The organism is Candidatus Photobacterium acropomis (assembly GCF_030685555.1).
In the GTDB taxonomy this organism is placed as follows: Bacteria; Pseudomonadota; Gammaproteobacteria; order Enterobacterales; family Vibrionaceae; genus Photobacterium; species Photobacterium lucens.
The window spans coordinates 866,578-892,482 of the sequence record NZ_CP131609.1; the positions used below are offsets into that span (position 1 = coordinate 866,578).

Here is a 25,905-nt window from a genome sequence, read left to right on the forward strand (position 1 = left end):
AAATGAAAGGCTTGGCTGGTGTGAATACGGTCGTTGTGATCGGTCTAGGGATGACAGGGCTCTCTGTTGTTAATCATTTAATGCGTTTACCGCAATCATTGACCATCAAAGTGATTGATACCCGTGACAATCCACCTGGCCAAGATCAACTGCCTGAGTCGGTAGCGTTATGTAGTGGGCAATGGAATACCGAATGGCTATTGTCCGCTGACATGATCATTGCAAGCCCTGGTATTGCATTAGCAACGCCAGAGCTTGTACTCGCTGCTGAGGCGGGCGTAGAAATCATTGGTGATATTGAGCTATTTGCTCGTGAAGTGGATAAACCTGTCGTTGCGATCACAGGCTCTAATGGTAAAAGTACCGTAACGAGCCTTGTAGGTGAAATGGCAAAAGAAGCGGGTATTGATGTCGGTGTTGGCGGCAATATCGGCTTTGCAGCGCTGGATATGCTAGTGCAGCAACATCAGTTATATGTGCTAGAGCTCTCTAGCTTTCAACTAGAAACCACATCCTCTCTTGAATTAACCGCAGCGGTTTATCTTAACCTTTCTGAAGATCACATGGATCGCTACCCTGGCGGGTTAGCACAATACAGCCAAGCAAAAATGCGTATTTTTGATCACGCAAAGCTAGCTGTGTTCAATCGTGATGATTTAGCCACAAAGCCTGCTCACTTTAATGGTGAGATGACAAGTTTTGGCTTTGATGACAAGGCTTATGGCATCGTTTTAGTCGATGGTAAAGAGTGGTTAGCTGTAAACGGTGAAGCAGTAATGGCGGTCGCTGATATTGCTTTAGTGGGTCGTCACAATGTGGCGAACTGTTTAGCGGCATTAGCGCTTGCTGATGCAGCTGGTATTTCGCGTGACGCATCATGCCGTGCAATGCAGCATTACACAGGTCTTGCTCACCGTTGCCAATTAGCGGTTAATCGTCATGGTGTACGCTGGGTCAATGACTCAAAAGCCACTAACCTTGCAAGTACTTTAGCAGCATTAAATGGTTTACAGCTTGATGGTAAATTGCACCTATTAATGGGTGGTGATAGCAAAGGTGCGGAGTTTAGTGAACTAAAACCGGTTCTTGCTGACTTAAACGTACAGCTTTATAGCTTTGGTCGTGATCGACACTTATTTGATGATGTAACTAATAACGTTATCAGTGTTGAAACGATGAGCGAAGCAATGGAGCAAGTGAGCCATCGCGTCCAATCTGGCGATATGGTGTTGTTATCTCCTGCCTGTGCCAGTTGGGATCAATTTGCCAACTTTATGGCACGTGGCGATGCGTTTGTTGAGCAAGCGATTAAGTTACAAGATTCGGTTTCAGGAAATAGTTAATGTTTAAAATGATCCGTAATGGATTCGCTGCAGTGGGGGGCTGGTTTGTTAAACCAAGTAAGCCCTGTTTGTATGATCGCCAATTAGTCTGGATTGCGATTGCATTGATGATCACCGGCCTTGTAATGGTGACATCGGCTTCTGTACCTGTAGCGACACGCCTTACTGGCATTCCTTTTTATTTTGCTTATCGTCATGCATTCTTTTTGCTGGGTGCTTTAGTGATCGGTGCTATTGTATTGCAGGTACCATTAGCAAGATGGAGGCAATTAAGTGTACCGATGTTATTTATATCGATAGTCTTACTGGCTGTCGTGCTAATCATCGGTCGTTCAGTTAACGGTGCCGCACGTTGGATCCCGCTAGGTATTTTTAACTTACAGCCTGCTGAAGTGGCAAAGCTTTCCCTGTTTATTTTCCTCGCAGGTTATCTTGTTCGTCAGTACAACCAAGTCCGTGGTACTTTTATTGGCTTTTTAAAGCCGCTTGGCGTACTTGGTATTCTGTGTGTGCTATTGTTGATGCAGCCTGACTTAGGCTCATCCGTGGTGATGTTTGTTGGTACTGTCGGCATGCTCTTTATCGCCGGTGCCAAGTTATGGCAATTCTTAATGATGCTAGGTACTGCCCTTGTCGGTATTGCCTTTTTGATCATTTTAGAACCTTACCGTATGCGCCGTGTTACATCTTTCCTCGACCCATGGCAAGATCCTTACGGCAGTGGTTATCAGCTAACCCAATCCTTAATGGCGTTTGGTCGTGGAGAATGGTTTGGACAAGGGCTTGGTAACTCGATTCAAAAATTGGCTTACCTTCCTGAAGCACATACTGACTTCGTATTTGCCGTACTAGCAGAAGAGCTAGGACTTGCTGGTGTGATTGTGGTGCTTTGCTTACTTTTTGCACTGGTTTACAAAGCCTTAATGATTGGACGTAAATGTCTTGAAACAGGTCAGCTGTTTGGTGGTTTCCTTGCGTTTGGTTTCGGTTTTTGGTTCGCATTCCAAACCCTTGTAAACGTAGGTGCCGCAGCCGGCATTGTTCCAACAAAAGGTCTAACATTGCCGTTGATCAGTTACGGTGGTTCCAGTCTGTTTATTATGGCAGCAGCTGTTGCTATTTTGATCCGTATCGATTTTGAGCAGCGTATTGCTGCCAAATTTGAATCTGACGAGCCAGCTGAAGTGGATGACGAAGCGCTAGATAATATGGATGGTGCAGTCGAGCAAATTGCGATTGACCCAGAGGCTTTACTTGATGAGCCTACTCAATTAGAGAACGATAAAAAAGACGCTCATGACAAAGAATAAACGTTTATTAGTAATGGCAGGTGGCACTGGTGGTCACGTTTTTCCAGGGCTTGCCGTTGCACAAAAATTACAGCAAGAAGGCTGGGAGATCCGCTGGCTAGGTACCGCAGATCGTATGGAAGCCGATTTAGTACCAAAACATGGTATTGAAATTGATTTCATTAAAGTGAAAGGCTTACGTGGTCAAGGTGTACTGCGCTTACTGACCGCTCCTTTTAAAATTGTTGGCGCTATTTTACAAGCTCGTAAATACATCAAAGCATGGCAACCTGATGTCGTGCTTGGTATGGGCGGTTATGTGAGTGGCCCAGGCGGCGTCGCTGCATGGTTATCAGGTGTACCCGTTGTACTGCATGAGCAAAATGCAGTTGCGGGTTTAACTAACCAGTGGCTATCAAAAATTGCAGCTAAAGTACTGCAAGCCTTTCCAGGTGCATTCCCAAACAAAGAAGTGGTGGGAAACCCTGTTCGTCATGATGTTACTGTCTTGCCTGCGCCTACAGAGCGTTTTGCTGAACGCACTGGTCCTATTCGCATTCTAGTGATGGGGGGCAGCCAAGGTGCACGTATTTTGAACCAAACTATGCCAGAAGTGGCAAAAGTGTTAGGTGATAGCGTGACGATTTGGCATCAAGCTGGTAAAGGTAGTCAACAATCTACTGAGCAAGCTTATACCGAGCAAACTTCTACTCCACACAAAGTCACCGAGTTCATCGATGATGTTGCTGCAGCCTACAGCTGGGCAGATCTTGTAGTTTGTCGTTCAGGTGCATTAACGGTTTCAGAATTATCTGCAGCGGGTGTGGGTGCTATTTTTGTTCCATTTATGCATAAAGATCGCCAGCAAGCGTTAAATGCTGATCATTTGGTACAGTGTGGTGCAGCCAAAATGATTGAACAAATGGATCTGACCGTGTCAGGTTTAGCTCAAGAAATACAACAATTAGATCGTCATGCGTTAGAGCAAATGGCATGTGCAGCACGTGATGCTGCCATTCTTGATGCTGATGAACGTGTGGCGACTGTGATCAAATCACTAGCAAAAAATTAAGACGGGAACAAAGTGATGAGTAAACTGGATAACCAGCAATTAGCAAAAATTCGTACAATGGTGCCTGAGATGCGCCGTGTAGAGCGAATTCACTTTGTTGGCATTGGTGGTGCAGGCATGAGCGGTATCGCTGAAGTGCTTGTAAACGAAGGCTACCGTATTAGTGGTTCTGATATTGCGCCTAATGCCGTGACTAACCGTCTAACAGCAAAAGGTGCAGAGATCTTCTTTGGCCACTCAGCTGAAAACGTACAAGGCGCAAGCGTCGTGGTAGCATCAACGGCTATTAGCAAAGAAAACCCAGAGCTAATGGCGGCAACAGAGCTACGTATTCCCGTTGTTCGCCGTGCTGAAATGTTGGCAGAGCTAATGCGTTACCGTCATGGTATTGCTATTGCGGGAACACATGGTAAAACCACAACGACGGCACTTACGACACAAATTTATTCTGAAGCAGGTCTCGATCCAACGTTTGTTAACGGTGGTTTAGTGAAAAGTGCAGGTACCAATGCTCGTTTAGGTTGTAGCCGTTATTTGATTGCAGAAGCGGACGAAAGTGATGCGTCGTTCTTGCACCTACAACCTATGGTGTGTGTGGTTACTAACATTGAAGCCGATCATATGGACACTTATGGCGGTGACTTTGAAGTATTAAAGCAAACCTTCATTGATTTCCTACATAATTTACCGTTTTATGGTTTAGCCGTAATGTGTATTGATGATCCTGTGGTACGTGAATTATTACCACGAGTGGGTCGTCCAATGCTGACGTATGGTTTTGCAGAAGACGCAGATGTACGTTTAGTTAACTACACCCAAACAGGTCAACAAGGTCACTTTACAGTACTACGTAAAGGCAAACCTGCGCTGGATATTACGTTAAATATTCCAGGCAAACATAATGCATTGAATGCGACAGCGGCAATTGCTGTTGCAACTGAAGAAGGCGTTGATGATGATGCTATCTTACGTGCCTTGGTTGAATTTGAAGGCACAGGTCGTCGTTTTGATCATTTAGGTGAATTTGAAACTGGCAACGGTAAAGTGATGCTGGTGGATGATTATGGTCACCACCCAAGCGAAGTAGATGTAACGATCAAAGCTGCACGCGCTGGTTGGGAAGATAAGCGCCTAGTGATGATCTTCCAGCCGCACCGTTATAGCCGTACTCGTGATTTATACGATGACTTTGCAAATGTACTGGATCAAGTCGATGTGCTAGTGATGCTAGATGTTTATGCAGCAGGCGAAGCACCAATCGCTGGTGCGGATGGTCGAGCTTTATGTCGAACCATTCGTTCTCGCGGTAAGATTGATCCTATTTTCGTACCTGAAAAAGAAGAATTACCCGCAGTCTTGGCGAATATTATTCAAAATGATGATTTAGTTTTGACACAAGGTGCAGGTGATGTCGGCAAAATAGCGCGTCAGCTTGCAGATATGAAGCTAAATATCGAGATCATGCAAAAAGACGTATAAGTTTGTTATAACGTCAAGCATTCAGCTGTAAGTAAATGGTAATGACTGGCTATAGATTGTCTACACAATAGCCAGTTATGCTACTTTTTTCGATATTTGGGTAGGTATACACAAAATTATTCTCAGGTTATGCGTCGAAAACGCCTAATGAGTGTTGGAGTGGGTCGAGTTGCTCGGTATAATCGTTCAACTTTGCTTATTATACCTGTGATAGCTGACAGCTTATTTGTACCGAAAGGTTGGGTGAAGCTGAAATGGTAAGGCGAATAGTAAACAATGACTGAAGAAGTCGTAGACCAAGAGCATGTACTCCCATCTCCGAAAAAGCGTTCGCGCTGGGGAGGATTGGCGTTTTTCATCTTTGTCATTGGTTTCACGGTTTGGTTATTCAGTGCAACAAAGGACTGGATGACAGATACAAACCGACTGCCTTTGTCACAATTAGTGATTCAGGGGCAATTGCATTATCTAACCAAAGACAATGTACGCCAGGCAATATTAACTATCGATCATCTTGGTACTTTTATGACCCAAGATGTGGATACAATTCAGGCGCATATAGAAGCATTACCTTGGGTAGCCCATGCTTCTGTACGTAAACAATGGCCTGATACAATAAAAGTTTTCATTGTAGAAAACCAACCAGTAGCGCAATGGGATCATAAATATTTGGTCAACACAGATGGTCAAGTATTTAAAGCGCCTGCTGAGCAAGTTGCCGATTTAAACCTTGCTAATCTATCTGGCCCTGAGGCAAGTAGTCCTGAGGTATTAGCAGCCTTGCGAGAAATGCGTCCCGTATTGAAAAACGCTGGCTTAAGTATCGCGTCGTTATCATTAAATGAACGTCGGGCTTGGCGGATACTGTTATCGAATGGCATCACGCTTAAGTTAGGTCAAGAGGCGCGAATGGAGCGTCTTAAGCGTTTTATTGAAATTTATCCAGAACTAGTAAAACTGGGTAAACCGATAGATTATGTGGATTTGCGTTACGATACTGGCGCAGCTGTGGGTTGGAAAACAATACCGGAACATGATGCTAATGCATCAGCTACCAAATAAGAGCGTGTGTTAATGACTAAGGCTGCAGATCAAAAACTTATCGTTGGTCTTGATATCGGCACATCCGAAGTTACGGCTTTGGTTGGGGAAGTGCTGCCTGATAACACTGTAAATGTTATTGGTATGGGAAGTAGTCCGTCACGCGGAATGGACAAAGGTGGGGTGAATGACCTCGAATCAGTGGTTAAGTCAGTTCAACGTGCTGTTGATAAAGCTGAATTAATGGCTGAGTGCCAAATCAGTTCCGTGTACCTGTCGCTATCAGGTAAACATATTAGTTGCCAAACAGAAAAAGGCATGGTGCCTATTTCTGAAAAAGAAGTGTCTCAAGACGACGTCGACAATGTTATTCATACGGCGAAGTCAGTAAAATTAAGCGATGAACAACGAACTTTGCATGTAATTCCTCAGGAATTTGCTATTGATTATCAAGAGGGCATTAAAAACCCTGTTGGTTTGTCTGGGGTTCGTATGGAAGCCAGCGTTCATTTGATCACGTGTCACAATGACATGGCGAAAAACATCGTGAAAGCAGTAGAGCGTTGTGGTCTTACGGTTGATCATCTGATTTTCTCAGGATTAGCCTCAAGCTACGCTGTGCTGACACCAGATGAGCGAGAGCTAGGTGTATGCGTGGTCGATATCGGCGGCGGTACGATGGATCTGGCTATTTGGTCTGGTGGCGCATTACGTCATGCGGAAGTAATTCCGTATGCTGGTAATGTGGTTACCAGTGATATTGCTTATGCATTTGGTACACCACCGGGTGACGCTGAAGATATTAAAGTGAAATACGGTTGTGCGCTAAGTGAATTGGTGAGTAAAGATGCCAAAGTTGATGTCCCTAGTGTGGGGGGTCGACCATCACGCAGCTTGCAAAGCCAAACACTGGCAGAAGTGATAGAGCCTCGTTACAGCGAATTGCTGGGGCTGGTTAATCAAAAGCTGTTAACAGTACAAGAACAGTTGCGTGAAGCGGGTGTTAAACACCACTTAGCAGCGGGCATCGTCCTAACTGGGGGCGCTGCACAAATGGAAGGTTTAACTGAGTGCGCTGAGCGAGTTTTCCGTCACCAAGTGCGTATTGGTCAACCTTTAGAGCTAAGTGGATTGACTGACTATGTTCAGTCTCCAGCTTACGCAACCGCAGTAGGATTACTGCACTACGGAAAGGACAGTCAATCATTTGATGAAAATGAATTAGAGCCAAAACGTTCGGTTTCTGGTTTATTTTCTCGAATTAGTGGTTGGTTAAAAAAAGAATTTTAAACCTGATGCGAACAGGATAACGGAGAGAACACATGTTTGAACCGATGATGGAAATGTCTGATGAAGCTGTAATTAAGGTCATTGGCGTTGGCGGCGGCGGCGGTAATGCTGTCGATCACATGGTACGTGAATCTATCGAAGGCGTTCAGTTCATTAGTGTAAACACTGATGCACAAGCCCTACGTAAAACAAGCGTAAGTACAGTTATTCAAATCGGTGGTGATATCACTAAAGGTTTGGGTGCGGGTGCTAACCCACAAGTGGGTCGTGATTCTGCGCTAGAAGACCGTGAAGCAATCAAGAAAGAGCTTGAAGGCTCTGACATGATCTTCATTGCAGCGGGTATGGGCGGTGGTACTGGTACAGGTGCTGCTCCAATCATTGCAGAAGTGGCAAAAGAGCTAGGTATTCTTACTGTTGCGGTGGTGACTAAACCATTTAGCTTCGAAGGTAAGAAGCGTATGGCTTTTGCTGAGCAAGGTATCGATGAGCTTTCTAAGCACGTTGACTCATTAATTACGATTCCAAACGAAAAGCTACTTAAAGTACTTGGTCGTGGTATCACCCTACTTGACGCATTTGCAAAAGCAAACGACGTTCTTAAGAACGCTGTTCAAGGTATTGCAGAACTAATTACGCGTCCTGGTATGATCAACGTCGACTTTGCTGACGTTCGTACAGTGATGTCTGAAATGGGTCATGCGATGATGGGTAGTGGTGTTGCTTCTGGTGATGACCGTGCTGAAGAAGCGGCTGAAATGGCTATTTCAAGTCCACTTCTTGAAGATATCGATCTAGCTGGTGCTCGTGGTGTTCTTGTTAACATCACTGCTGGTATGGATATGCGTCTAGACGAATTTGAAACTGTGGGTAACACAGTGAAAGCATTCGCATCTGACAACGCAACTGTTGTTATCGGTACTTCTCTAGACCCAGAGATGACTGATGAACTACGTGTAACTGTAGTTGCAACAGGTATCGGCAAAGAAGTGAAGCCAGACATTACGCTAGTAACATCATCTAAGCCTGTTCAAGCTGCTGTAGCACAAGAAAAAACTGTTGCTGCAGAAGAGAAAACAGTAACTAACAATGATGGTCAAGCGACTGCGGCTAAGCCACAAGCTGATCATGATTACTTAGATATTCCTGCGTTTTTACGTAAACAAGCTGATTAATATCTATAGTTAATAGGGTAAAACTGCTTTAACGCGAAAAGTAAAAAGGAAGTGTCATATTTATATGATAACCATTTTACTTGAAGCATAAGTTAATCAGTTAATTAGCGGTGCCTTTTGAGATTATTCGAAGGCACTGATTTATCTTATTTGCAAATTATTTTGGATATTTAGTAGCTTATGGTATTATTTATACCCATTTCGCAGATTAATAGTTGATAATGGGTTTTATTTAGCTTAGTTGCTTTATAACAAAAGTTTGTTTAACAGTTGAGATATGAGCAGATGATCAGACAACGTACACTTAAAAGCATTGTGCAAACGACCGGTGTGGGTCTCCACTCTGGGCGTAAAGTGACGCTTACTCTACGTCCTGCGGCCGCTAATACTGGCGTGATTTATCGTCGCACGGATCTAAATCCACCTGTGGATTTCCCTGCTAATGCAGATTCTGTCCGCGATACCATGCTATGTACAGCTCTTGTAAATGAAGAGGGCGTGCGTATTTCTACGGTTGAGCACTTGAATGCAGCACTAGCAGGTATGGGTATCGATAATGTTATTATCGAAGTAAACGCACCAGAAATCCCAATTATGGATGGTAGTGCGAGCCCATTTATCTACCTGCTTCAATCTGCGGGTATTGAAACGTTGAATACGCCAAAGCGTTTTCTTCGAATCAAAAAGCCTGTTCGCATTGAAGATGGCGACAAGTGGGCGGAGCTCGTTCCTTACAACGGTTTCCGTCTAGATTTTGCTATCGAGTTTAACCACCCTGCGATTGAATCAGATCAGCAGCGTCTAGTGTTAGATTTTTCAAGCCAGTCTTTTGTTAAAAACATTAGCCGCGCGCGTACCTTTGGTTTCATGCGTGATATCGAATATCTACAATCACAAAACTTATGTTTAGGTGGTAGTTTCGATAATGCTATCGTACTGGACGATTACCGCATCCTGAATGATGACGGCTTACGTTTTGACAATGAGTTAGTAACCCACAAAGTATTAGACGCCATTGGTGACTTATACATGTGTGGTCATAACATCATTGGTGAAATGCGCGCTTACAAGTCAGGACATGCGTTAAATAACAAGTTGTTACGTGCAGTATTGGCAGATCAAGAAGCTTACGAGTGGTCTACCTTTGAAGATGAGCAGCAAGTACCGGTTACTTTTGCTCAACCAGGTATGGTTCTCGCTTAATACCATTGCGATGCAAGAATTAAAAAACGCCGAACTTCATGTTCGGCGTTTTTGTATCTATTCATTACTGTCTTTTCTTCATAGCTAATTGTGCCAGCCGTTCTAATCGCTTTTTTACTTTATCTGGTGCAGTTGCCGCAGTTGCTAATAAGTGTTGTGCGGCTACATCAGAAATTGGTTTTTGCACAATATCAGGGATCTTATTCTGTTTTTGCTCTTGAATCGCAGCAAGTGCGGGGTTGACCTTGATTTCAATGTCTTGCAATTTGGGTAACAGCTTTTCTCTTAGCTTCATGATCAGTTGATGACGTTCATAATTGAGTCGCATCGACCATGCCGCAGAGGCAGTTTCAATGATCAATATCCCATGACGGTAATTACTCACCCGACAATGCTCGGCACCATTGACATGTTGTTTTACTGCTTTATTTAGCTGGCTTAATGCAATCGCGCGTTGCTGAATATTATTAAGTCCAGTTTCTTCTAAAATATCACCAGTAGTTTGCGGACGATGATCTCTCATGGCTTGTGATCCTAGGTAATGCAGTCAGATAGAGTAAAAATTTGCGGATATGATCCTAATTTTGCGAATATAAAAAGCGCTCTGGCCGCTTTTCCCATAGGCGATGACACTATTATGACTTATTATATCATTCATATAGGTTAATATATCTGGAAAGATGTGCCTGTTCGCGTTGTGACTTAATTCGCTGTAATTAAGTGATCAATAGTTTTTCCTCTTCATTGTTTACGGTTATTACAAAACAACCCTTGAAAAAAGAACTGTTCGACGCAATATCAGGTACTACACAGTTTCAGGAATATCCTCTTAGTCACCATTGTGGCGATTCTAGTGGGACAGGGATTGCTTAAGGTCCCCCAGAGAATGAAACCAAGATTAAGCGATTCAGCAATAGAACGCTGATATAACAAAGAGAAAACGGCATCGCCATGTTATCAAAACTACTGACTAAAATTATCGGTAGCCGTAACGACCGCACTCTGCGTCGTATGCGCAAAATTGTTGATCAAATCAATAAGCTAGAACCTCAATTTGAAAGCCTGCAAGATCATGAGCTGCAAGCAAAAACAGCTGAATTTCGTGAGCGTTTAGATCAAGGCGAAACGCTAGATCAACTATTACCGGAAGCCTTCGCGACAGTTCGTGAAGCATCAAAACGTATTTACGGTATGCGTCACTTCGATGTCCAGCTGCTAGGCGGTATGGTACTGAATGACTGTAAAATTGCAGAAATGCGTACAGGTGAAGGTAAAACCTTAACAGCTACCTTGCCTTCATACCTGAATGCCCTAACAGGTAAAGGTGTTCACATCGTAACAGTGAACGACTACCTTGCGGCACGTGACGCCGAAACTAACCGTGCGTTATTCGAATTCCTAGGCATGACTGTTGGTGTAAACGTACCTAACATGGCACCACATGCTAAGAAAGAAGCTTATGCTGCTGATGTACTTTACGGTACAAACAATGAGTTTGGCTTTGACTACTTGCGCGATAACATGGCATTCCGCCCAGAAGATCGTGTTCAACGTGAACGCTTCTTCGCTGTTGTCGATGAGGTTGACTCAATCTTAATCGATGAAGCACGTACCCCTCTTATCATTTCAGGCCCTGCTGAAGATAGCTCTGAAATGTACATCAAAGTTAACGCACTGATCCCACAACTTGTTCGCCAAGATAAAGAAGACAGCGAAGAATACCGTGGTGAAGGTCACTACACCGTTGATGAAAAATCAAAACAAGCGCACTTAACTGAAAATGGTCAAGAGTTCGTTGAAGAGCTATTAATCAAAAATGGCTTGATGGCTGAGCATGATACCCTGTACTCACCTGCGAACATTAGCTTGCTACACCACGTTAATGCTGGCTTACGTGCACACGTACTATTTGAAAAAGACGTTGATTACATCGTTCAAGACGACGAAGTTATCATCGTTGACGAACACACTGGTCGTACAATGCCAGGTCGTCGTTGGTCTGAAGGTCTTCACCAAGCGGTTGAAGCGAAAGAAGGCGTGAAGATCCAAAATGAAAACCAAACGCTAGCCTCTATCACATTCCAGAACTACTTCCGTTTATACGAAAAACTTTCTGGTATGACAGGTACGGCAGATACTGAAGCGTTTGAATTTCAGTCTATCTATGGTCTAGATACAGTTGTACTTCCAACTAACCGTCCTATGGCACGTATCGATAACGGCGATTTAGTCTACATGACTGAAGCTGAGAAATTCGCAGCAATTAGCCAAGATATCAAAGAGCGCGTAGGCAATGGTCAGCCATGTCTTGTAGGTACAGTATCGATTGAAAAATCTGAGCTGTTATCTAATGCACTTAAGAAAGAAGGCATTAAGCACAACGTACTGAATGCTAAATTCCACGAAAAAGAAGCGGATATCATTGCAGAAGCGGGTGCGCCAGGTGCGGTAACTATCGCAACTAACATGGCAGGTCGTGGTACCGATATCATGCTAGGTGGTTCGTGGAAGACGGATGTTGAGAAATTAGACAACCCAACAGAAGAGCAAATCGCGAACATTAAAGCGAAGTGGCAAGAAAAACACGACGCTGTTTTAGCTTCTGGTGGTCTACACATTATTGGTACTGAGCGTCACGAATCTCGTCGTATCGATAACCAGTTACGTGGTCGTGCAGGTCGTCAGGGTGATGCTGGTTCATCGCGTTTCTACCTATCGATGGAAGATGGCTTAATGCGTATCTTCGCTTCAGATCGTGTATCAGGCATGATGAAGAAGCTTGGTATGGAAGAAGGTGAAGCGATTGAGCACCCATGGGTATCAAAAGCGATTGAAAACGCACAACGTAAAGTTGAAGGTCGTAACTTTGATATTCGTAAGCAGCTGCTTGAATTTGATGACGTAGCGAATGACCAACGTAAAGTGGTTTACGAACTGCGTGATGAGTTAATGCAAGCTGATGATATCAGCGAAATGATCGAGCATAACCGCGAAGACGTACTAAACGCATTGATGGATAGCTACATTCCACCTCAATCACTTGAGGAAATGTGGGATATCGAAGGCTTAGAAACGCGTCTGAAAGAAGATTACGATCTTGAGCTTCCTATCCAGCACTGGCTTGATACTGAAGACAAACTTTACGAAGAAGCGCTACGTGAGCGTATCGTAGAGAAAGCACTAGAAGTATACCGCGAGAAAGAATCTGTTGTGGGTGCTGAAGTGTTACGTAACTTCGAGAAAACAGTGATGCTGCAGAACCTTGATACGCTATGGAAAGAACACCTAGCGGCAATGGATCATCTGCGTCAAGGTATTCACCTACGTGGTTACGCACAGAAGAACCCGAAACAAGAGTACAAGCGTGAGTCGTTTGAACTGTTTGAAGAAATGCTTGATAACTTGAAGAGCGATGTTATCTCGATCCTAAGTAAGGTTCGTGTACAGCAGCAAGAAGAAGTTGATCGCATGGAAGAAGAGCGTCGTCAAATGGCAGAAATGCTAGCACGTCGCCAACAGTTCGAGCATCAAAGTGCTGAAAACCAAATTGTTGATGAATCATCACAAGAAGCAGGTGAGTCTCAAGGTACTTACGAGCGTGAAGAGCGCAAAGTAGGTCGTAATGAGCCTTGTCCTTGTGGTTCAGGCAAGAAGTACAAGCAATGTCACGGTAAGATCAGCTAAGGTTTTATCCTGATAAGAAAAAAGTCGCTCTCGGGCGACTTTTTTGTTGCTTACTTTTCGCGTTAACTGACTTATTTGTAAGTCAATGATTAAGCGAAACAGCGTTGGATTTTTTCAAGTACTGGGGTATTAGCTTCTGGGAAGGCATATTCTGCGAGTTGGTTAATTGCAACCCATTCGCCCGGTTGTCCCTCTTTACCAAAAGCTTCACCATTAAATTGCTGGATTAGAAAGAAATCAAACTTGAGTGATTTATCTGGGTAGTCATGAGCAAGGGCAATAAAAGGTTCAACCTTAGTTGCATCAATGCCGACTTCTTCATGTAATTCACGGATCACCGCTTGCTCTGCGGTTTCGCCTGCTTCGACCTTACCGCCAGCAAACTCCCAGAATCCGCCTTGATGGGCTTTATCTGCACGTCGAGTAATAAAGATTCGCTTTTTATCGCTATCTAAAATAATGCCCGCAGCAATCCAGATTTGCTTTTTATCCATGCTATTAGTAACCCATATCTTCAGACCAGCCATCAGAATCAGATAGATCTGGTGCGCCTGGAATTGATTTTTCTTCGTCTGCCCATTCACCTAAATCGATAAGTTGGCAACGCTTACAGCAAAAAGGACGAAATGGACTCTGCTCACCCCATACCACATCAGTTTTACAGGTTGGACACTTCACGACAGTGATTTTGTCGTTGGTATTGGTTGTAGATTGAGACACAAAAACCTCAGCAAATAGCTAGTTTGAATTCAAGATCACTTGCTACAGGTTCACCTTCAGTAAAAGGTGAAAAACGGATAGCAAAGCGATTACGGTGTCCCGATATCATAGGATAAACGCCGTCTTCAGCGCAAATTTCTAGCCTTAGTAAACAGGCATCTTCAGCATCGTATTGGAAGAAGCCATTACGGGCATGATGGGTTTTATATTGCGCTGTTTCTCGAATCAACTTTAGCCACAGGTTTAAGGCATCTTGAAGTTCGTCTAACTCACCAAGCCATGCTTTCATCGCACTTTGCTTTTCATCATTAGGCAGGTGTAGCCAGTGATGCAGTGAAGGGAGATCGAAACAACAGCTACCACCTGGGATAGAAAAACGTTGTTTAATACTAGAAAGGAAACGATCTTCTCGCAGGCTTTGACCTAAACGTGGTGATGAAATTAGGGCTTTGTGTGCTTGCTCCATCGCATCGATCATTTGCTGTAGTGCATATTCATCGACACCATCGATATTGAGCCAGCTTTTGAGTTGTTGGCGCTGTTTATCAATGTCTTTGGCTAGATCAGTTTTTACTTGGACTTGATCAAGGATCTCTAGCAAATCAAACAGCGCATTAAAGAAGATTTTATATTGCCACGGATCGTTTTGGTTACTGCTGTGCTGCATTTGTCGCAAGAGATAATCAAGACGTAAATAGATACGGACTTTCTCCGTTAAAGGGTGTTCATAGCGCGTGATTTGCGAAGTTTGCATAAGGGGATTACCAAACAGGAACCAAGTTAAGAATAAGAATTATCAGTGGTTAGACAAAATATTACTACTGATCTTGGCTCATTTTGAGATATTGCAGGTGAAGTTGCTCTACTTGCGAAACAAGGGCTTTATTATCGCCATTGTTAGTGATGACATCATCAGCGGCATCAAGTCGTTGCTTGCGAGAAGCTTGGCTCGCTAAAATGTTTTTGATCTGCTCAATAGAGACATTATCACGTTGTTGGGTACGCTCTATTTGTACCTGTTCGTCCACATCAACAACCAGTAAACGGTGAGTCATGGTTTGCAGATTATTTTCCACCATCAGGGGCACAACCAAAAGGCAATAAGGGGATTGGCTTTGGGTTATGTCTTGCTGCATTTTTTCGCGGATCAATGGATGAAGTAAATTGTTCAGCCATGTCTTTAGCTCTGGTTGACTAAAAATAGCATCACGTAACTTGGAACGATTTAACGTACCATCTTCAAGTAAGATCTCTTTGCCGCACTTTTCAATAATGGCATTTAGGCCAAAGGTGTTGGGTTCAACCACTTCTCGAGCGACAATATCAGCATCAATAATATCGATGCCATAGGTGTCTGCAAAAAGGTTAGCAACTGTGGTTTTACCGCTACCAATACCACCGGTTAGGCCAATAACAAGGCTCATTTATTACATTCCTAAGTATGATGTTAAATACCAGTCGATGATTGGTGCGCCCCAAAGCATTGCGATCCACCCAGCAATCGCAAGGTAAGGACCAAATGAGAATGGGGTTTGGTTATCTGCGTCTTGCATTTTAAGTAATACAAGACCACATAGCGCACCGACAAGAGATGATAATAACACAACGAAAGGCAGTAATTGCCAGCCAAGCCATGCACCTAATGCGGCAAGTAGTTTGAAGTCACCATAGCCCATGCCATCTTTTTTAGTCAGCAGTTTAAATACCCAGAACACACTCCACAGTGATAAATAACCTGCCATCGCACCGATCACTGAATCGGTTAGGGATACAGGGCTAATACCAGCTACCGACAATAAGATACCCGTCCACATTAATGGCAAGGTGATTTGATCGGGTAGTAGCATTTTATCGATATCGATAAAGGTTAGCGCGATTAATGCGAAGGTAAAAAAGATCACTGCCAGTGACCACCATGATGGTGGCAACATTAATGATACGGTTAAGCTCATAGCGGCTGTCAGTAACTCAATGGCAGGGTAGCGTTTACTGATCGGTGCTTTGCATTCTTTGCATTTACCACCGAGTACGAGCCAACTGATCACTGGAATATTTTCTAGCGCGCTAATGGCGTGATTACAGTGCGGGCAGCGTGAACGTGGGACACTTAAATTAAATACACTGTCGTCTTTCTCTGCGTTGATTTCAGGAAAACACTCTTGGCATTCCTTACGCCATTGACGCTCCATCATGATAGGCAGGCGATAGATCACCACATTTAAAAAGCTACCGACAAGTAAACCAAAAATAACGGCAAAAAGAGGGTAAAGCCAAGGGTAATAATCAAGTACTGCCATGAGAGGATCTCTTAAAAATGATGAAGTTATTGTAAGGCAATCGGCTAGGTGATCCTAGCCGATGGAAGGGAAGATAAGTAAAAAAGAATTAACCCATTACACTCATTAAGGTGAATATTGGCATATACATCGCCACTAGTAGGCCACCGATCAAGCCACCTAGAATAATGATGATGAAAGGCTCTAAAATTTGCCCAAGGTTATCAACGGTATTATCGACATCTGATTCATAGATTTGCGCCATTTTATTGAGCATGTCATCGAGTGCACCTGATTCTTCACCGATCATCACCATTTGCAGCATCAGCTCTGGAAAAACACCTGATTGACGCAGGGCTAAATACAAAGGCATACCGCCAGCGGTACTTTCATAAACTTCTTCAATGGCTCTTTCAATGTATAAGTTGCCACAGGTTCTTCCTGCTGATTGGATACCTGATAGCAGCGGAATACCTGCCATAAAGGTGGTCGCTAAAGTGCGGGCAAAACGGGCAATGGTTGCTTTGAGTAATACATCACCAAAGATAGGAAGCTTTAACACGAATTTATTGGATTTATAACGAAAATCGTCAGATTTCTTGTAAAAATAACGGTAGAGGAAAACAATCGATGCAATTCCTATTGCCATATAGGTGCCATAGGCAATCAGAAAATCTGATGCATGCATGACAAATTGAGTAAAAAGAGGCAATTCTGTATTGAAACTTTTGAATATGGCTGCAAATTGCGGGATAACAAAAACCAGCATTAGAACGGTGACGAGCACAGCCGTTAACATAACCATAGATGGGTAAATCATGGCTTTGATGACTTTTTTACGCATTGCTTCGTTTTTTTCACGGTAAACCGCAATACGGGCAAAGACTTGTCCGAGGTGACCAGTTTGCTCACCAGTTGCGACCAAATCACAGAAGAATTTATCAAATAGTGGCGAGCTAGAGCGCATGGCGCTTGATAGGGATGCGCCCGATTCCACTTGGGCGGTGATTTGCAATAAGGTGGCGCGCATTTCAGCTTTGTTATAACTGCTCGCCATTAATTGCAGTGCCTGAACAACGGGAACACCTGATTCAATCATGGTGGCAAGCTGGCGGGTGACTGCTGTTATATCTTCCCCTTTCATTTGGTCGCGCATTTTTGCCAAAATCGAAGGAGAGGTTTTCTTTATTTTCTTAATAATGATCTTTTGTTCAAGCAGTTGTTGGCGAACTTCTTGTTCTTGAAAGCCTAATGTGGTGCCTGAAACTTTACGCCCTGCTTGGTTGGTTCCACGCCAGTTGTAATAGCGAATTTTAGTGGCAGCTGTACTCATAAGCGGGACTCTCTATTAATATCCATATCAAAAGAAAACTATTGTTAAAGCTGTAATACACGTTGCAGTTCAGATAGGCTAGTTACGCCTTCAAGCAACTTCTCAACACCTGAATCTTTTAAGCGCTGCATGCCTTGTTTAACAGCAATATCTTCTAGTTGTAATGCAGTGGCATTCGCCATTAAGGCTTCGGCTATTTCGCGACTAAATACCATTACTTCATAAATACCAACACGTCCGGCATAGCCTTTATTACAATCATCACAACCTGCATTATTGGCTTGATAAACCGTGGTATTCAATGGCACGTTTAAACGCTGGCAAGTGATTTCATCTAGCGGGTGAGGGTGTTTACAGCTTTTACATAAACGGCGGGCAAGGCGCTGGGCAATGATTAAGCTCAGCGATGATGCAAGGTTAAAATCTTCCACTCCCATGTTAGTTAAACGGGTAATGGTTTCGGCAGCAGAGTTCGTATGCAGGGTTGATAACACTAAGTGTCCGGTTTGCGCCGCTTTTACTGCAATAGAGGCGGTTTCTAAATCACGGATCTCACCAACCATCACGATGTCAGGGTCTTGGCGCAGAAATGAACGCAGCGCATCGGCAAAACTTAAACCCACTTGCTGATTAATTTGTACTTGGTTAATGCCGGGTAAGTTAATTTCCACCGGATCTTCAGCAGTAGAAATATTGCGCTCATCGGTATTTAAAATATTTAGCCCGGTATAAAGCGAAACAGTTTTACCGCTACCTGTAGGACCGGTGATTAATATCATTCCTTGTGGGCGTTCAAGGGCAGTTAAATAATCAGATTTTTGCTTATCGTTATAACCCAAAATATTGATATCAAGGTTCGCCGAAGAGCTATCTAATATCCGCAGTACCACTTTTTCTCCCCACAGTGTTGGCAGGGTAGAAACACGTAAATCTATTGCTAAGGTATCTGATAGCTTTAGCTTAATACGTCCATCTTGCGGTTGGCGACGCTCGGCAATGTTGAGCTTCGACATGACCTTTAAACGAGTGGACAAACGGCGTGATAAACTTGCTGGTGGAGTTAAGTGCTGATGCAAAATACCGTCACAGCGAAAACGAATACGATAATTATGCTCGTAGGGTTCAAAGTGAATATCGGACGCTTTTCGACGCACAGCATCTAATAACACTTGGTTGATGTAACGGGTAACAGGAGCGCTGTCTTGGGTTAAATCTGTCGCTTCATCAAGCTCTGTATCGTTAATATCAACCAGTTCACCTAAATCGGCATCACTGACTTGTTTGCTGTGGCTGGTTTCACCAATATCGCTACCGTAAACACGGCGAATGGCTGATTCTAACTGTTTGTTTTCTAAAATTAGAAACTCAACGGTTTTACCTACCGCAAAACGAAACTCATCTTGCGCATCCATATTGGTGGGATCGCTGACACCTAAAAATAGACTGTTAGCATCTTGGGTTAATGGTAGGGCGCGGTGGCGCAATACTAATTCACGTTGGTAAACACTTTGGCAACAACCATCGTAGTCGTAGTGGTGAACATCGACTTTTTGTAAGCCAAATAAATTCGCCAAGTTATCGGCTAAATCTATGTCGCTTAATATCCCTAAACGGGTTAAGGCGGTCGGGACGTTAATCCCTTCCGCCGTCACAAACTCGACCACTTGTTGCTCTTGCTCTGGGCTAATTAAACTAGCTTGAGCCAAAATGGAAGCGAGATTGGTTTGCATAAATATTAACTACATCCATCAACAGTGGCTGTTGCACCAGAAATAGAACAAGCCCATCCTGTATCGGCATTACGAGTTAAAGTTACGGTAGCATTATTAACGGAGCTAGTGCTATTAAATAGAAATTGTAGTTCGTTGGTACCAGTGAATGAAATTGTACCTAGAGTATTTTCAGAGCCAGTTGTTCCTGCTGCAGAAGCAACTGCAGTCCCTGATGCAATATCACCATTCTCTTGGATATATAGTTCAGTTGGAGTAATAAGAGCTTTCATTGTAGCTACTGCAGATGCAAGTTCTCCTTTGGTAACATAATTTTTATATGCTGGGATAGCTATAGCTGAAAGCACACCGATAATCGCTACCACGATCATCAATTCAATAAGAGTAAAACCCTGTTGTTTTTTCATTTCTCTGTCCTTAAGTAACAAAATAATAAATGAGTTAACTTCATAAATTCGCGAATGGAATTAAGTTCAGGATAGAGGCTTTACTGTTAGAGTGAATAACGAAAAAGAGATAGCTCGGTGCGGGTTAAAAAAAAATATTGAGTGTTGCATAAGTTGCAATATTCAAAGCGAGTAACCGCGCGTAATTACATTTGATTTTTATAAAATTCAGTAAGATGTGAGATAGAAAGAGAAAAATCAGTAGTTATTCTTCTCTTTCTTTATAAATAGATGTATTAGTTAAATAAAAGGGTCATATAACTCTGTTAAGGCAAGTTATATGCTTGAGTGTATTATTTAGAACACCTTTATTTGAAACGCATGGAAAGATCCATGGCTTTGACGTGCTTAGTCAGTGCGCCTACCGAAATATAATCAACGCCTGTTTCTGCACATTCTCGGATATTGCTTAGAGTAATATCACCTGAGTTTTCTAATGCCACTCGCCCTTTGTTAAATGCTACGGCTTCACGCATCATCTCTAAGGTAAAGTTATCCAGCATTACAATGTCAGCGCCTGCTTCAATGGCTTGTTTTAGCTCATCAAGGCTTTCGGTTTCCACTTCAACTGGTTTGTTTGGATTTAGTTGCTTGGCTGTGGTAATGGCTTGCTTAATACCGCCACAAGCAATGATGTGGTTTTCTTTAATAAGGTACGCATCAAACACCCCAATACGGTGATTAAAACCGCCGCCACAGGTTACTGCATATTTTAGTGCGCTGCGAAGCCCCGGAATGGTTTTACGGGTATCAAGCAAACGAGTATTAGTACCTTCAAGCTGCTTAACATATTGTGCGGTTAAGGTGGCACAGCCTGACAGGGTTTGGATAAAGTTCATCGCATTACGTTCGCCAGTTAACAGAATGCGAGAAGGGCCAGATAGGGTACACAAGGTTTGATTTGGCTCGACTATGTCACCATCTTCTAAGTGCCATTCAATGGTGACTTCACCACCTAATTGTTTAAACACTTCATCAGCCCACATTTTGCCGCAGAACACACCGTGTTCACGGGTAATAATGGTCGCTACTCCTTGGCTATCGGCTGGAATCAACCCTGCGGTAATGTCGAGGTTAGGATCGATTTCGCCACCAAGATCTTCACGTAGCGTATCTGCGACAGTACGGGTGATTTCTAAAGGTAATAGTTGTTTAAGGTAAGCAAGGCGAGCACTGCTGTCGTGTTTGTGTTCCATATCTAATGCGGTATCCATTACAGGTTTTGCAGCCAAACTATGCTGCGGATCATGGCTAAATCATACCGTGAGATAGTGTAGGGATAAAGTAAAGAAGGGTTAATCCCATGTTAACCGTGATTATATCTATTGCTGTGATAGGTGAAAGCGATGAGAGGATATTGGCTTTTGGCTATAAGCTAGCGATACTTTATCTTCCAATCTAATTTTAGTGACTCAATAGAGATGAAGGTGAACTATGACGTTAATGATTAATGATGATCATTGGGTAACAACGGCAAGGCATGTCCCGTCACCTTTTTGTGATGCTCGACCAGCAGATGAAATGTCGTTGCTGGTGGTGCATAACATTAGTCTGCCACCGGGAAAGTTCGGTGGCCCTTACATTGAGCAATTGTTCACGGGGAAATTAAACCCCCACGATGATCCCTATTTTGAAATCATTCATCAATTTCGAGTCTCTGCTCACTGTTTGATCCGCCGAGATGGTGAGATAGTGCAGTTTGTGCCATTTAACCAACGGGCATGGCATGCTGGCGTATCTAAATTTGAAAATCGTGATAAGTGTAATGATTTTTCGATTGGTATTGAGTTAGAAGGGACGGATAATATCCCTTACACCGATGAGCAATACCAAATTTTAACCAAATTGACTCAAATGTTGATGTCTAGGTATCCAGCGATTACACGAGAGCGTGTTACAGGTCATGAGTTCATTGCGCCTGTTCGTAAGACAGATCCTGGGCTGTCTTTTGATTGGTTAAGATATAAAAAAGCGCTTTAAAAGCATAGTTATTAGACTAAAGTTTTATTTACGTATGGAAATTGGTCAAATTGGTAAGACCAATTTCCATAACTTCCCTTCTTATTTGTCATACTTTTCGTTACCTTCCTGTATCTGGCTTTGAATGACTAATGTATTAGTAATAAGTCAGGATTTTAAAATTTTGTTAAAACCAACTGCATTCTATGATTTCAATCAAGTTGTATGTGGACATCCTCGATTATTTCTGTACACTTTGCTGCTATAAATTAATTGGTAATACCAATTATCCGATGATTCGGACTTTATGAAACGGGTTTTATACAAGAAGCGTCGATAAAAATGACTTATAAACGCATTAGACAACCTAAGCTTTCCGATGCAATTGAGCAGGAGTTGGAGCGCTTGATCCTCGAAGGGATTTTATCTCCGGGTCAGCAATTACCTCCAGAGCGAGAGTTGGCAAAACAATTCGATGTTTCCCGTCCGTCCGTTCGTGAAGCGATCCAACGCTTAGAGGCAAAACATTTGCTCACTCGTCGCCAAGGAGGCGGAACTTTCGTTAAAGAGAAGTTGTGGCAAAGTTTTTCAGAGCCTTTATTGGATCTGTTAGCGACTCATCCGGAAACACAATTAGATTTATTGGAATCTCGCCATGCGCTTGAGGGGTTAGCCTCTTATTTTGCGGCATTGCGAGGTAACGACGAAGATTTTGAACGTATTCGAGATTGTCATCAGCGTATTCAAGATGCGCAGCAGCAAGGAGATTTACCGGCTGAAGCTGCTGCTGTGATGCAATATCTGATTGCGGTAACAGAATCGGCTCATAACGTGGTGTTGCTCCATATTATTCGCAGCTTAGCGCCACTGCTTGAGCAAAACGTATTACAAAATTTCGAACTCCTAAACCGCCGACCTGAAGTGGTGGAGAAAGTAAGAAAGCACCGAGCTAATATTGTGCAGGCGATTGTTTCTGGTGAACCAGAAAAGGCCCGTGAAGCATCGCACGCACATTTGGCTTACATCGAGGAAACCTTGTTGGATTTATCGCGTGAAGATAGCAGACGTGAACGCTCTCTTCGTCGGATTCAACAACGCAAGGACGGGCTAGAGTAAAGCATCCCTAATTTAATGCTTAACCTAGTCGCGACATTGTTAGTAGATTATCAACGAAAGGATAGATCGCATGTCTGAAGTCATGAAAAATGACGTGGATGTACTGGAAACTCAAGATTGGCTAGAAGCACTTGAATCAGTTGTCCGTGAAGAAGGTGTAGAACGCGCACAGTTCTTACTTGAAACAGTGTTAGAAAAAGCTCGTTTAGATGGTGTTGATATGCCAACTGGCATCACAACGAACTACATCAACACAATTCCAGCAGCACAAGAACCAGCATACCCAGGTGATGTAACATTAGAGCGTCGTATCCGTTCTATCATCCGTTGGAACGCAATCATGATCGTTCTACGTGCTTCTAAGAAAGATTTAGACCTAGGTGGCCACATGGCTTCTTACCAGTCTGCATCTGCTTTCTACGAAGTATGTTTCAACCACTTCTTCCGTGCGCCTAACGACGTTGATGGCGGCGACTTAGTGTACTACCAAGGTCACATCTCTCCAGGGATTTACTCTCGTGCGTTTGTTGAAGGTCGTCTAACTGAAGAGCAGCTAGATAACTTCCGTCAAGAAGTTGATGGTAAAGGTATTCCTTCATACCCACACCCTAAACTAATGCCTGAATTCTGGCAGTTCCCAACTGTATCTATGGGTCTAGGTCCAATTTCTGCGATCTACCAAGCTCGTTTCCTTAAGTACCTTGAAGGCCGTGGTCTTAAAGATACTTCTGCTCAGCGCGTATATGCGTTCTTGGGCGATGGTGAGATGGATGAGCCAGAATCACGTGGTGCTATTTCTTTCGCTGCGCGTGAGAAACTAGACAACCTATGTTTCCTAATCAACTGTAACCTACAGCGTCTAGACGGCCCAGTAATGGGTAACGGTAAGATCATTCAAGAGCTTGAAGGTCTATTTAAAGGTGCTGGCTGGAACGTTGTTAAGGTTATCTGGGGCAACAACTGGGATGCACTATTAGCGAAAGATACGTCTGGTAAGCTTCTACAGCTTATGAACGAGACTATCGACGGTGACTACCAAACATTCAAATCTAAAGATGGTGCATACGTACGTGAGCACTTCTTTGGTAAGTACCCAGAAACTGCAGCACTTGTTTCTGACATGACTGATGAGCAAATCTTCGAGCTGAAGCGTGGTGGTCACGATTCTTCGAAACTATTTGCTGCATTTAACAATGCAAAAGAAACAAGCGGTAAGCCAACTGTGATCCTAGCTAAGACTGTTAAAGGTTACGGCATGGGTGAAGCAGCTGAAGGTAAGAACATCGCTCACGGTGTTAAGAAGATGGACATGACTCACGTTCAATACCTACGTGATCGTCTAGGTCTACAAGATCTAATTTCTGACGAAGAAATTAAGTCTCTGCCTTACCTAAAACTAGAAGAAGGCTCTGCTGAGTTTAACTACCTACACGCTCGTCGTGATGCGCTACACGGTTACACACCTAAGCGTAATCCTAAGTTTACTCAAGAATTCCAAGTGCCTGAGCTTGAAGCATTTGCGCCACTACTTACTGAGCAGAAGCGTGAAATCTCAACTACTATGGCTTACGTTCGTGCGCTAAACATTCTTCTTAAAGATAAAGCGATCGGTAAGAACATCGTTCCAATTATCTGTGACGAAGCACGTACATTCGGTATGGAAGGTCTGTTCCGTCAGGTTGGTATCTACAACCCTGAAGGTCAAACTTACACGCCAGAAGATAAAGGCATCGTTTCTTTCTACAAAGAAGCGACATCTGGTCAGGTACTGCAAGAAGGTATCAACGAACTAGGTTCAATGGCATCTTGGGTTGCTGCTGCAACATCTTACAGCACCAACGATCTTCCAATGATCCCATTCTACATCTACTACTCAATGTTCGGTTTCCAACGTATTGGTGACATGGCATGGCTAGCAGGTGACCAACAAGCACGTGGCTTCCTATTAGGTGCTACTGCAGGTCGTACAACACTGAACGGTGAAGGTCTACAGCACGAAGATGGCCACAGCCACATTCTTGCAAACACAGTACCTAACTGTATTTCTTACGACCCAACATTCGCTTACGAGCTAGCAGTAATCATGCAAGATGGTATCCGCCGTATGTACGGTGAGAACCAAGAAAACATTTACTACTACCTAACAGTGATGAACGAAAACTACGCAATGCCAGCAATGCCAGAAGGCGCTGAAGAAGGCATTCGTAAGGGTATTTACAAGCTTGAGTCTCACGCTGGTGATAAAGCTAAAGTTCAGCTAATGAGCTCTGGTACTATCATGAACGAAGTACGTAAAGCGGCTGAGATCCTAAGCGCAGAGTACGGTGTAGCGTCTGATGTTTACTCTGTAACATCATTCAACGAACTGACTCGTGATGGTCAAGATTGTGAGCGTTACAACATGCTTCACCCAACGGCTGAGAAGAAGGTGCCTTACCTAACAACAGCTATGGGTTCTGAGCCTGCAATCGCTGCAACTGACTACATGAAGAACTACGCTGAGCAAGTACGTGCATTCATGCCATCAGAATCTTTCAAGGTTCTTGGTACTGACGGTTTCGGTCGTTCTGACAGCCGTGCAAACCTACGTCGTCACTTCGAAGTGAACGCAGGTTACGTAGTTGTAGCTGCACTTTCTGAACTAGCTAAACGTGGCGATATCGATAGCTCTGTAGTTGTAGACGCAATTGCTAAGTTCGACATCGACGCTGACAAGATCAACCCGCTATACGCATAAGAGGCAAAACAA

The 25,905-nt window shown here is 43.4% G+C and carries 22 protein-coding genes; 12 read left to right on the plus strand and 10 right to left on the minus strand.

From position 1 onward, the window contains the following. Nucleotides 1-2 precede the first annotated feature (2 nt). The 8 genes from murD (at nucleotide 3) to lpxC (ending at nucleotide 9,892) form a co-directional block, all read left to right on the plus strand. Nucleotides 3-1,343: a UDP-N-acetylmuramoyl-L-alanine--D-glutamate ligase gene (gene murD / locus Q7657_RS10765; protein WP_107166893.1), complete on the plus strand. Its 1,341-nt coding sequence runs from the start codon at nucleotides 3-5 to the stop codon at nucleotides 1,341-1,343. Continuing rightward, on the plus strand, nucleotides 1,343-2,653 hold the full coding sequence (ftsW, locus tag Q7657_RS10770) for a cell division protein FtsW (RefSeq protein ID WP_107166892.1): 1,311 nt from the start codon (nucleotides 1,343-1,345) through the stop codon (nucleotides 2,651-2,653). The genes murD and ftsW overlap by 1 nt, the downstream gene beginning before the upstream one ends. After that, nucleotides 2,640-3,704, plus strand: a complete 1,065-nt coding sequence (murG, locus tag Q7657_RS10775) for an undecaprenyldiphospho-muramoylpentapeptide beta-N-acetylglucosaminyltransferase (protein ID WP_107166891.1) — start codon at nucleotides 2,640-2,642, stop codon at nucleotides 3,702-3,704. Before ftsW ends, murG begins: the two co-directional genes overlap by 14 nt. A gap of 15 nt (nucleotides 3,705-3,719) precedes the next feature. Beyond that, on the plus strand, nucleotides 3,720-5,183 hold the full coding sequence (gene murC / locus Q7657_RS10780; RefSeq protein ID WP_053988063.1) for a UDP-N-acetylmuramate--L-alanine ligase: 1,464 nt from the start codon (nucleotides 3,720-3,722) through the stop codon (nucleotides 5,181-5,183). 276 nt (nucleotides 5,184-5,459) lie between these two features. Further along, complete coding sequence (locus Q7657_RS10785; RefSeq protein ID WP_053988064.1) at nucleotides 5,460-6,245, plus strand: cell division protein FtsQ/DivIB; 786 nt, start codon at nucleotides 5,460-5,462, stop codon at nucleotides 6,243-6,245. Nucleotides 6,246-6,257: 12 nt separating this feature from the next. Further along, nucleotides 6,258-7,514, plus strand: coding sequence for a cell division protein FtsA (ftsA, locus tag Q7657_RS10790; protein ID WP_053988065.1), 1,257 nt, complete (start codon nucleotides 6,258-6,260; stop codon nucleotides 7,512-7,514). 32 nt (nucleotides 7,515-7,546) lie between these two features. Beyond that, complete coding sequence (gene ftsZ / locus Q7657_RS10795) at nucleotides 7,547-8,689, plus strand: cell division protein FtsZ (RefSeq protein ID WP_008987911.1); 1,143 nt, start codon at nucleotides 7,547-7,549, stop codon at nucleotides 8,687-8,689. Between the two features lie 285 nt (nucleotides 8,690-8,974). Beyond that, nucleotides 8,975-9,892 carry a UDP-3-O-acyl-N-acetylglucosamine deacetylase gene (lpxC, locus tag Q7657_RS10800; RefSeq protein WP_008987912.1) on the plus strand — a complete coding sequence of 306 codons (918 nt, stop codon included), beginning with the start codon at nucleotides 8,975-8,977 and terminating at the stop codon, nucleotides 9,890-9,892. Between the two features lie 64 nt (nucleotides 9,893-9,956). Here the strand turns inward: lpxC and Q7657_RS10805 are convergent, their stop codons facing one another. Then, nucleotides 9,957-10,415 carry a DUF721 domain-containing protein gene (locus Q7657_RS10805; protein WP_107166890.1) on the minus strand — a complete coding sequence of 153 codons (459 nt, stop codon included), beginning with the start codon at nucleotides 10,413-10,415 and terminating at the stop codon, nucleotides 9,957-9,959. Nucleotides 10,416-10,843: 428 nt separating this feature from the next. Between Q7657_RS10805 and secA the strand changes: the two genes are divergently transcribed. After that, the gene (gene secA, locus Q7657_RS10810) at nucleotides 10,844-13,576 is read left to right on the plus strand and encodes a preprotein translocase subunit SecA (protein ID WP_045063166.1); all 2,733 of its coding nucleotides are present in this window, start codon (nucleotides 10,844-10,846) and stop codon (nucleotides 13,574-13,576) included. 89 nt (nucleotides 13,577-13,665) lie between these two features. On the opposite strand, the gene mutT is transcribed toward secA, so the two are convergent. The 9 genes from mutT to nadC all read right to left on the minus strand — a co-directional run bounded on the left by mutT (nucleotide 13,666) and on the right by nadC (nucleotide 21,277). Continuing rightward, entirely contained in the window at nucleotides 13,666-14,070 is a 405-nt protein-coding gene (gene mutT, locus Q7657_RS10815; protein ID WP_107166889.1) for an 8-oxo-dGTP diphosphatase MutT, read from the minus strand. Nucleotides 14,071-14,074: 4 nt separating this feature from the next. Continuing rightward, complete coding sequence (gene yacG, locus Q7657_RS10820) at nucleotides 14,075-14,296, minus strand: DNA gyrase inhibitor YacG (RefSeq protein ID WP_107166888.1); 222 nt, start codon at nucleotides 14,294-14,296, stop codon at nucleotides 14,075-14,077. Nucleotides 14,297-14,303: 7 nt separating this feature from the next. Continuing rightward, the gene (gene zapD, locus Q7657_RS10825) at nucleotides 14,304-15,050 is read right to left on the minus strand and encodes a cell division protein ZapD (protein ID WP_107166887.1); all 747 of its coding nucleotides are present in this window, start codon (nucleotides 15,048-15,050) and stop codon (nucleotides 14,304-14,306) included. A gap of 64 nt (nucleotides 15,051-15,114) precedes the next feature. After that, nucleotides 15,115-15,720 carry a dephospho-CoA kinase gene (gene coaE, locus Q7657_RS10830; protein WP_107166886.1) on the minus strand — a complete coding sequence of 202 codons (606 nt, stop codon included), beginning with the start codon at nucleotides 15,718-15,720 and terminating at the stop codon, nucleotides 15,115-15,117. Nucleotides 15,721-15,723: 3 nt separating this feature from the next. Continuing rightward, nucleotides 15,724-16,593, minus strand: a complete 870-nt coding sequence (locus tag Q7657_RS10835) for a prepilin peptidase (protein ID WP_107166885.1) — start codon at nucleotides 16,591-16,593, stop codon at nucleotides 15,724-15,726. Between the two features lie 88 nt (nucleotides 16,594-16,681). Then, the gene (locus Q7657_RS10840) at nucleotides 16,682-17,905 is read right to left on the minus strand and encodes a type II secretion system F family protein (RefSeq protein WP_107166884.1); all 1,224 of its coding nucleotides are present in this window, start codon (nucleotides 17,903-17,905) and stop codon (nucleotides 16,682-16,684) included. A gap of 44 nt (nucleotides 17,906-17,949) precedes the next feature. Next, nucleotides 17,950-19,635 carry a type IV-A pilus assembly ATPase PilB gene (gene pilB / locus Q7657_RS10845; RefSeq protein ID WP_107166883.1) on the minus strand — a complete coding sequence of 562 codons (1,686 nt, stop codon included), beginning with the start codon at nucleotides 19,633-19,635 and terminating at the stop codon, nucleotides 17,950-17,952. A gap of 5 nt (nucleotides 19,636-19,640) precedes the next feature. Further along, on the minus strand, nucleotides 19,641-20,042 hold the full coding sequence (locus Q7657_RS10850) for a pilin (protein WP_107166882.1): 402 nt from the start codon (nucleotides 20,040-20,042) through the stop codon (nucleotides 19,641-19,643). Nucleotides 20,043-20,389: 347 nt separating this feature from the next. Further along, the gene (gene nadC, locus Q7657_RS10855; protein ID WP_107166945.1) at nucleotides 20,390-21,277 is read right to left on the minus strand and encodes a carboxylating nicotinate-nucleotide diphosphorylase; all 888 of its coding nucleotides are present in this window, start codon (nucleotides 21,275-21,277) and stop codon (nucleotides 20,390-20,392) included. Nucleotides 21,278-21,515: 238 nt separating this feature from the next. Here nadC and ampD point away from each other — a divergent pair, with 238 nt between their 5' ends. The 3 genes from ampD (at nucleotide 21,516) to aceE (ending at nucleotide 25,893) form a co-directional block, all read left to right on the plus strand. Then, nucleotides 21,516-22,061 carry a 1,6-anhydro-N-acetylmuramyl-L-alanine amidase AmpD gene (gene ampD, locus Q7657_RS10860; RefSeq protein ID WP_107166881.1) on the plus strand — a complete coding sequence of 182 codons (546 nt, stop codon included), beginning with the start codon at nucleotides 21,516-21,518 and terminating at the stop codon, nucleotides 22,059-22,061. 321 nt (nucleotides 22,062-22,382) lie between these two features. Then, nucleotides 22,383-23,156: a pyruvate dehydrogenase complex transcriptional repressor PdhR gene (gene pdhR / locus Q7657_RS10865; protein WP_107166880.1), complete on the plus strand. Its 774-nt coding sequence runs from the start codon at nucleotides 22,383-22,385 to the stop codon at nucleotides 23,154-23,156. Nucleotides 23,157-23,226: 70 nt separating this feature from the next. Next, the gene (gene aceE, locus Q7657_RS10870) at nucleotides 23,227-25,893 is read left to right on the plus strand and encodes a pyruvate dehydrogenase (acetyl-transferring), homodimeric type (RefSeq protein WP_053988075.1); all 2,667 of its coding nucleotides are present in this window, start codon (nucleotides 23,227-23,229) and stop codon (nucleotides 25,891-25,893) included. Nucleotides 25,894-25,905: the final 12 nt, after the last annotated feature.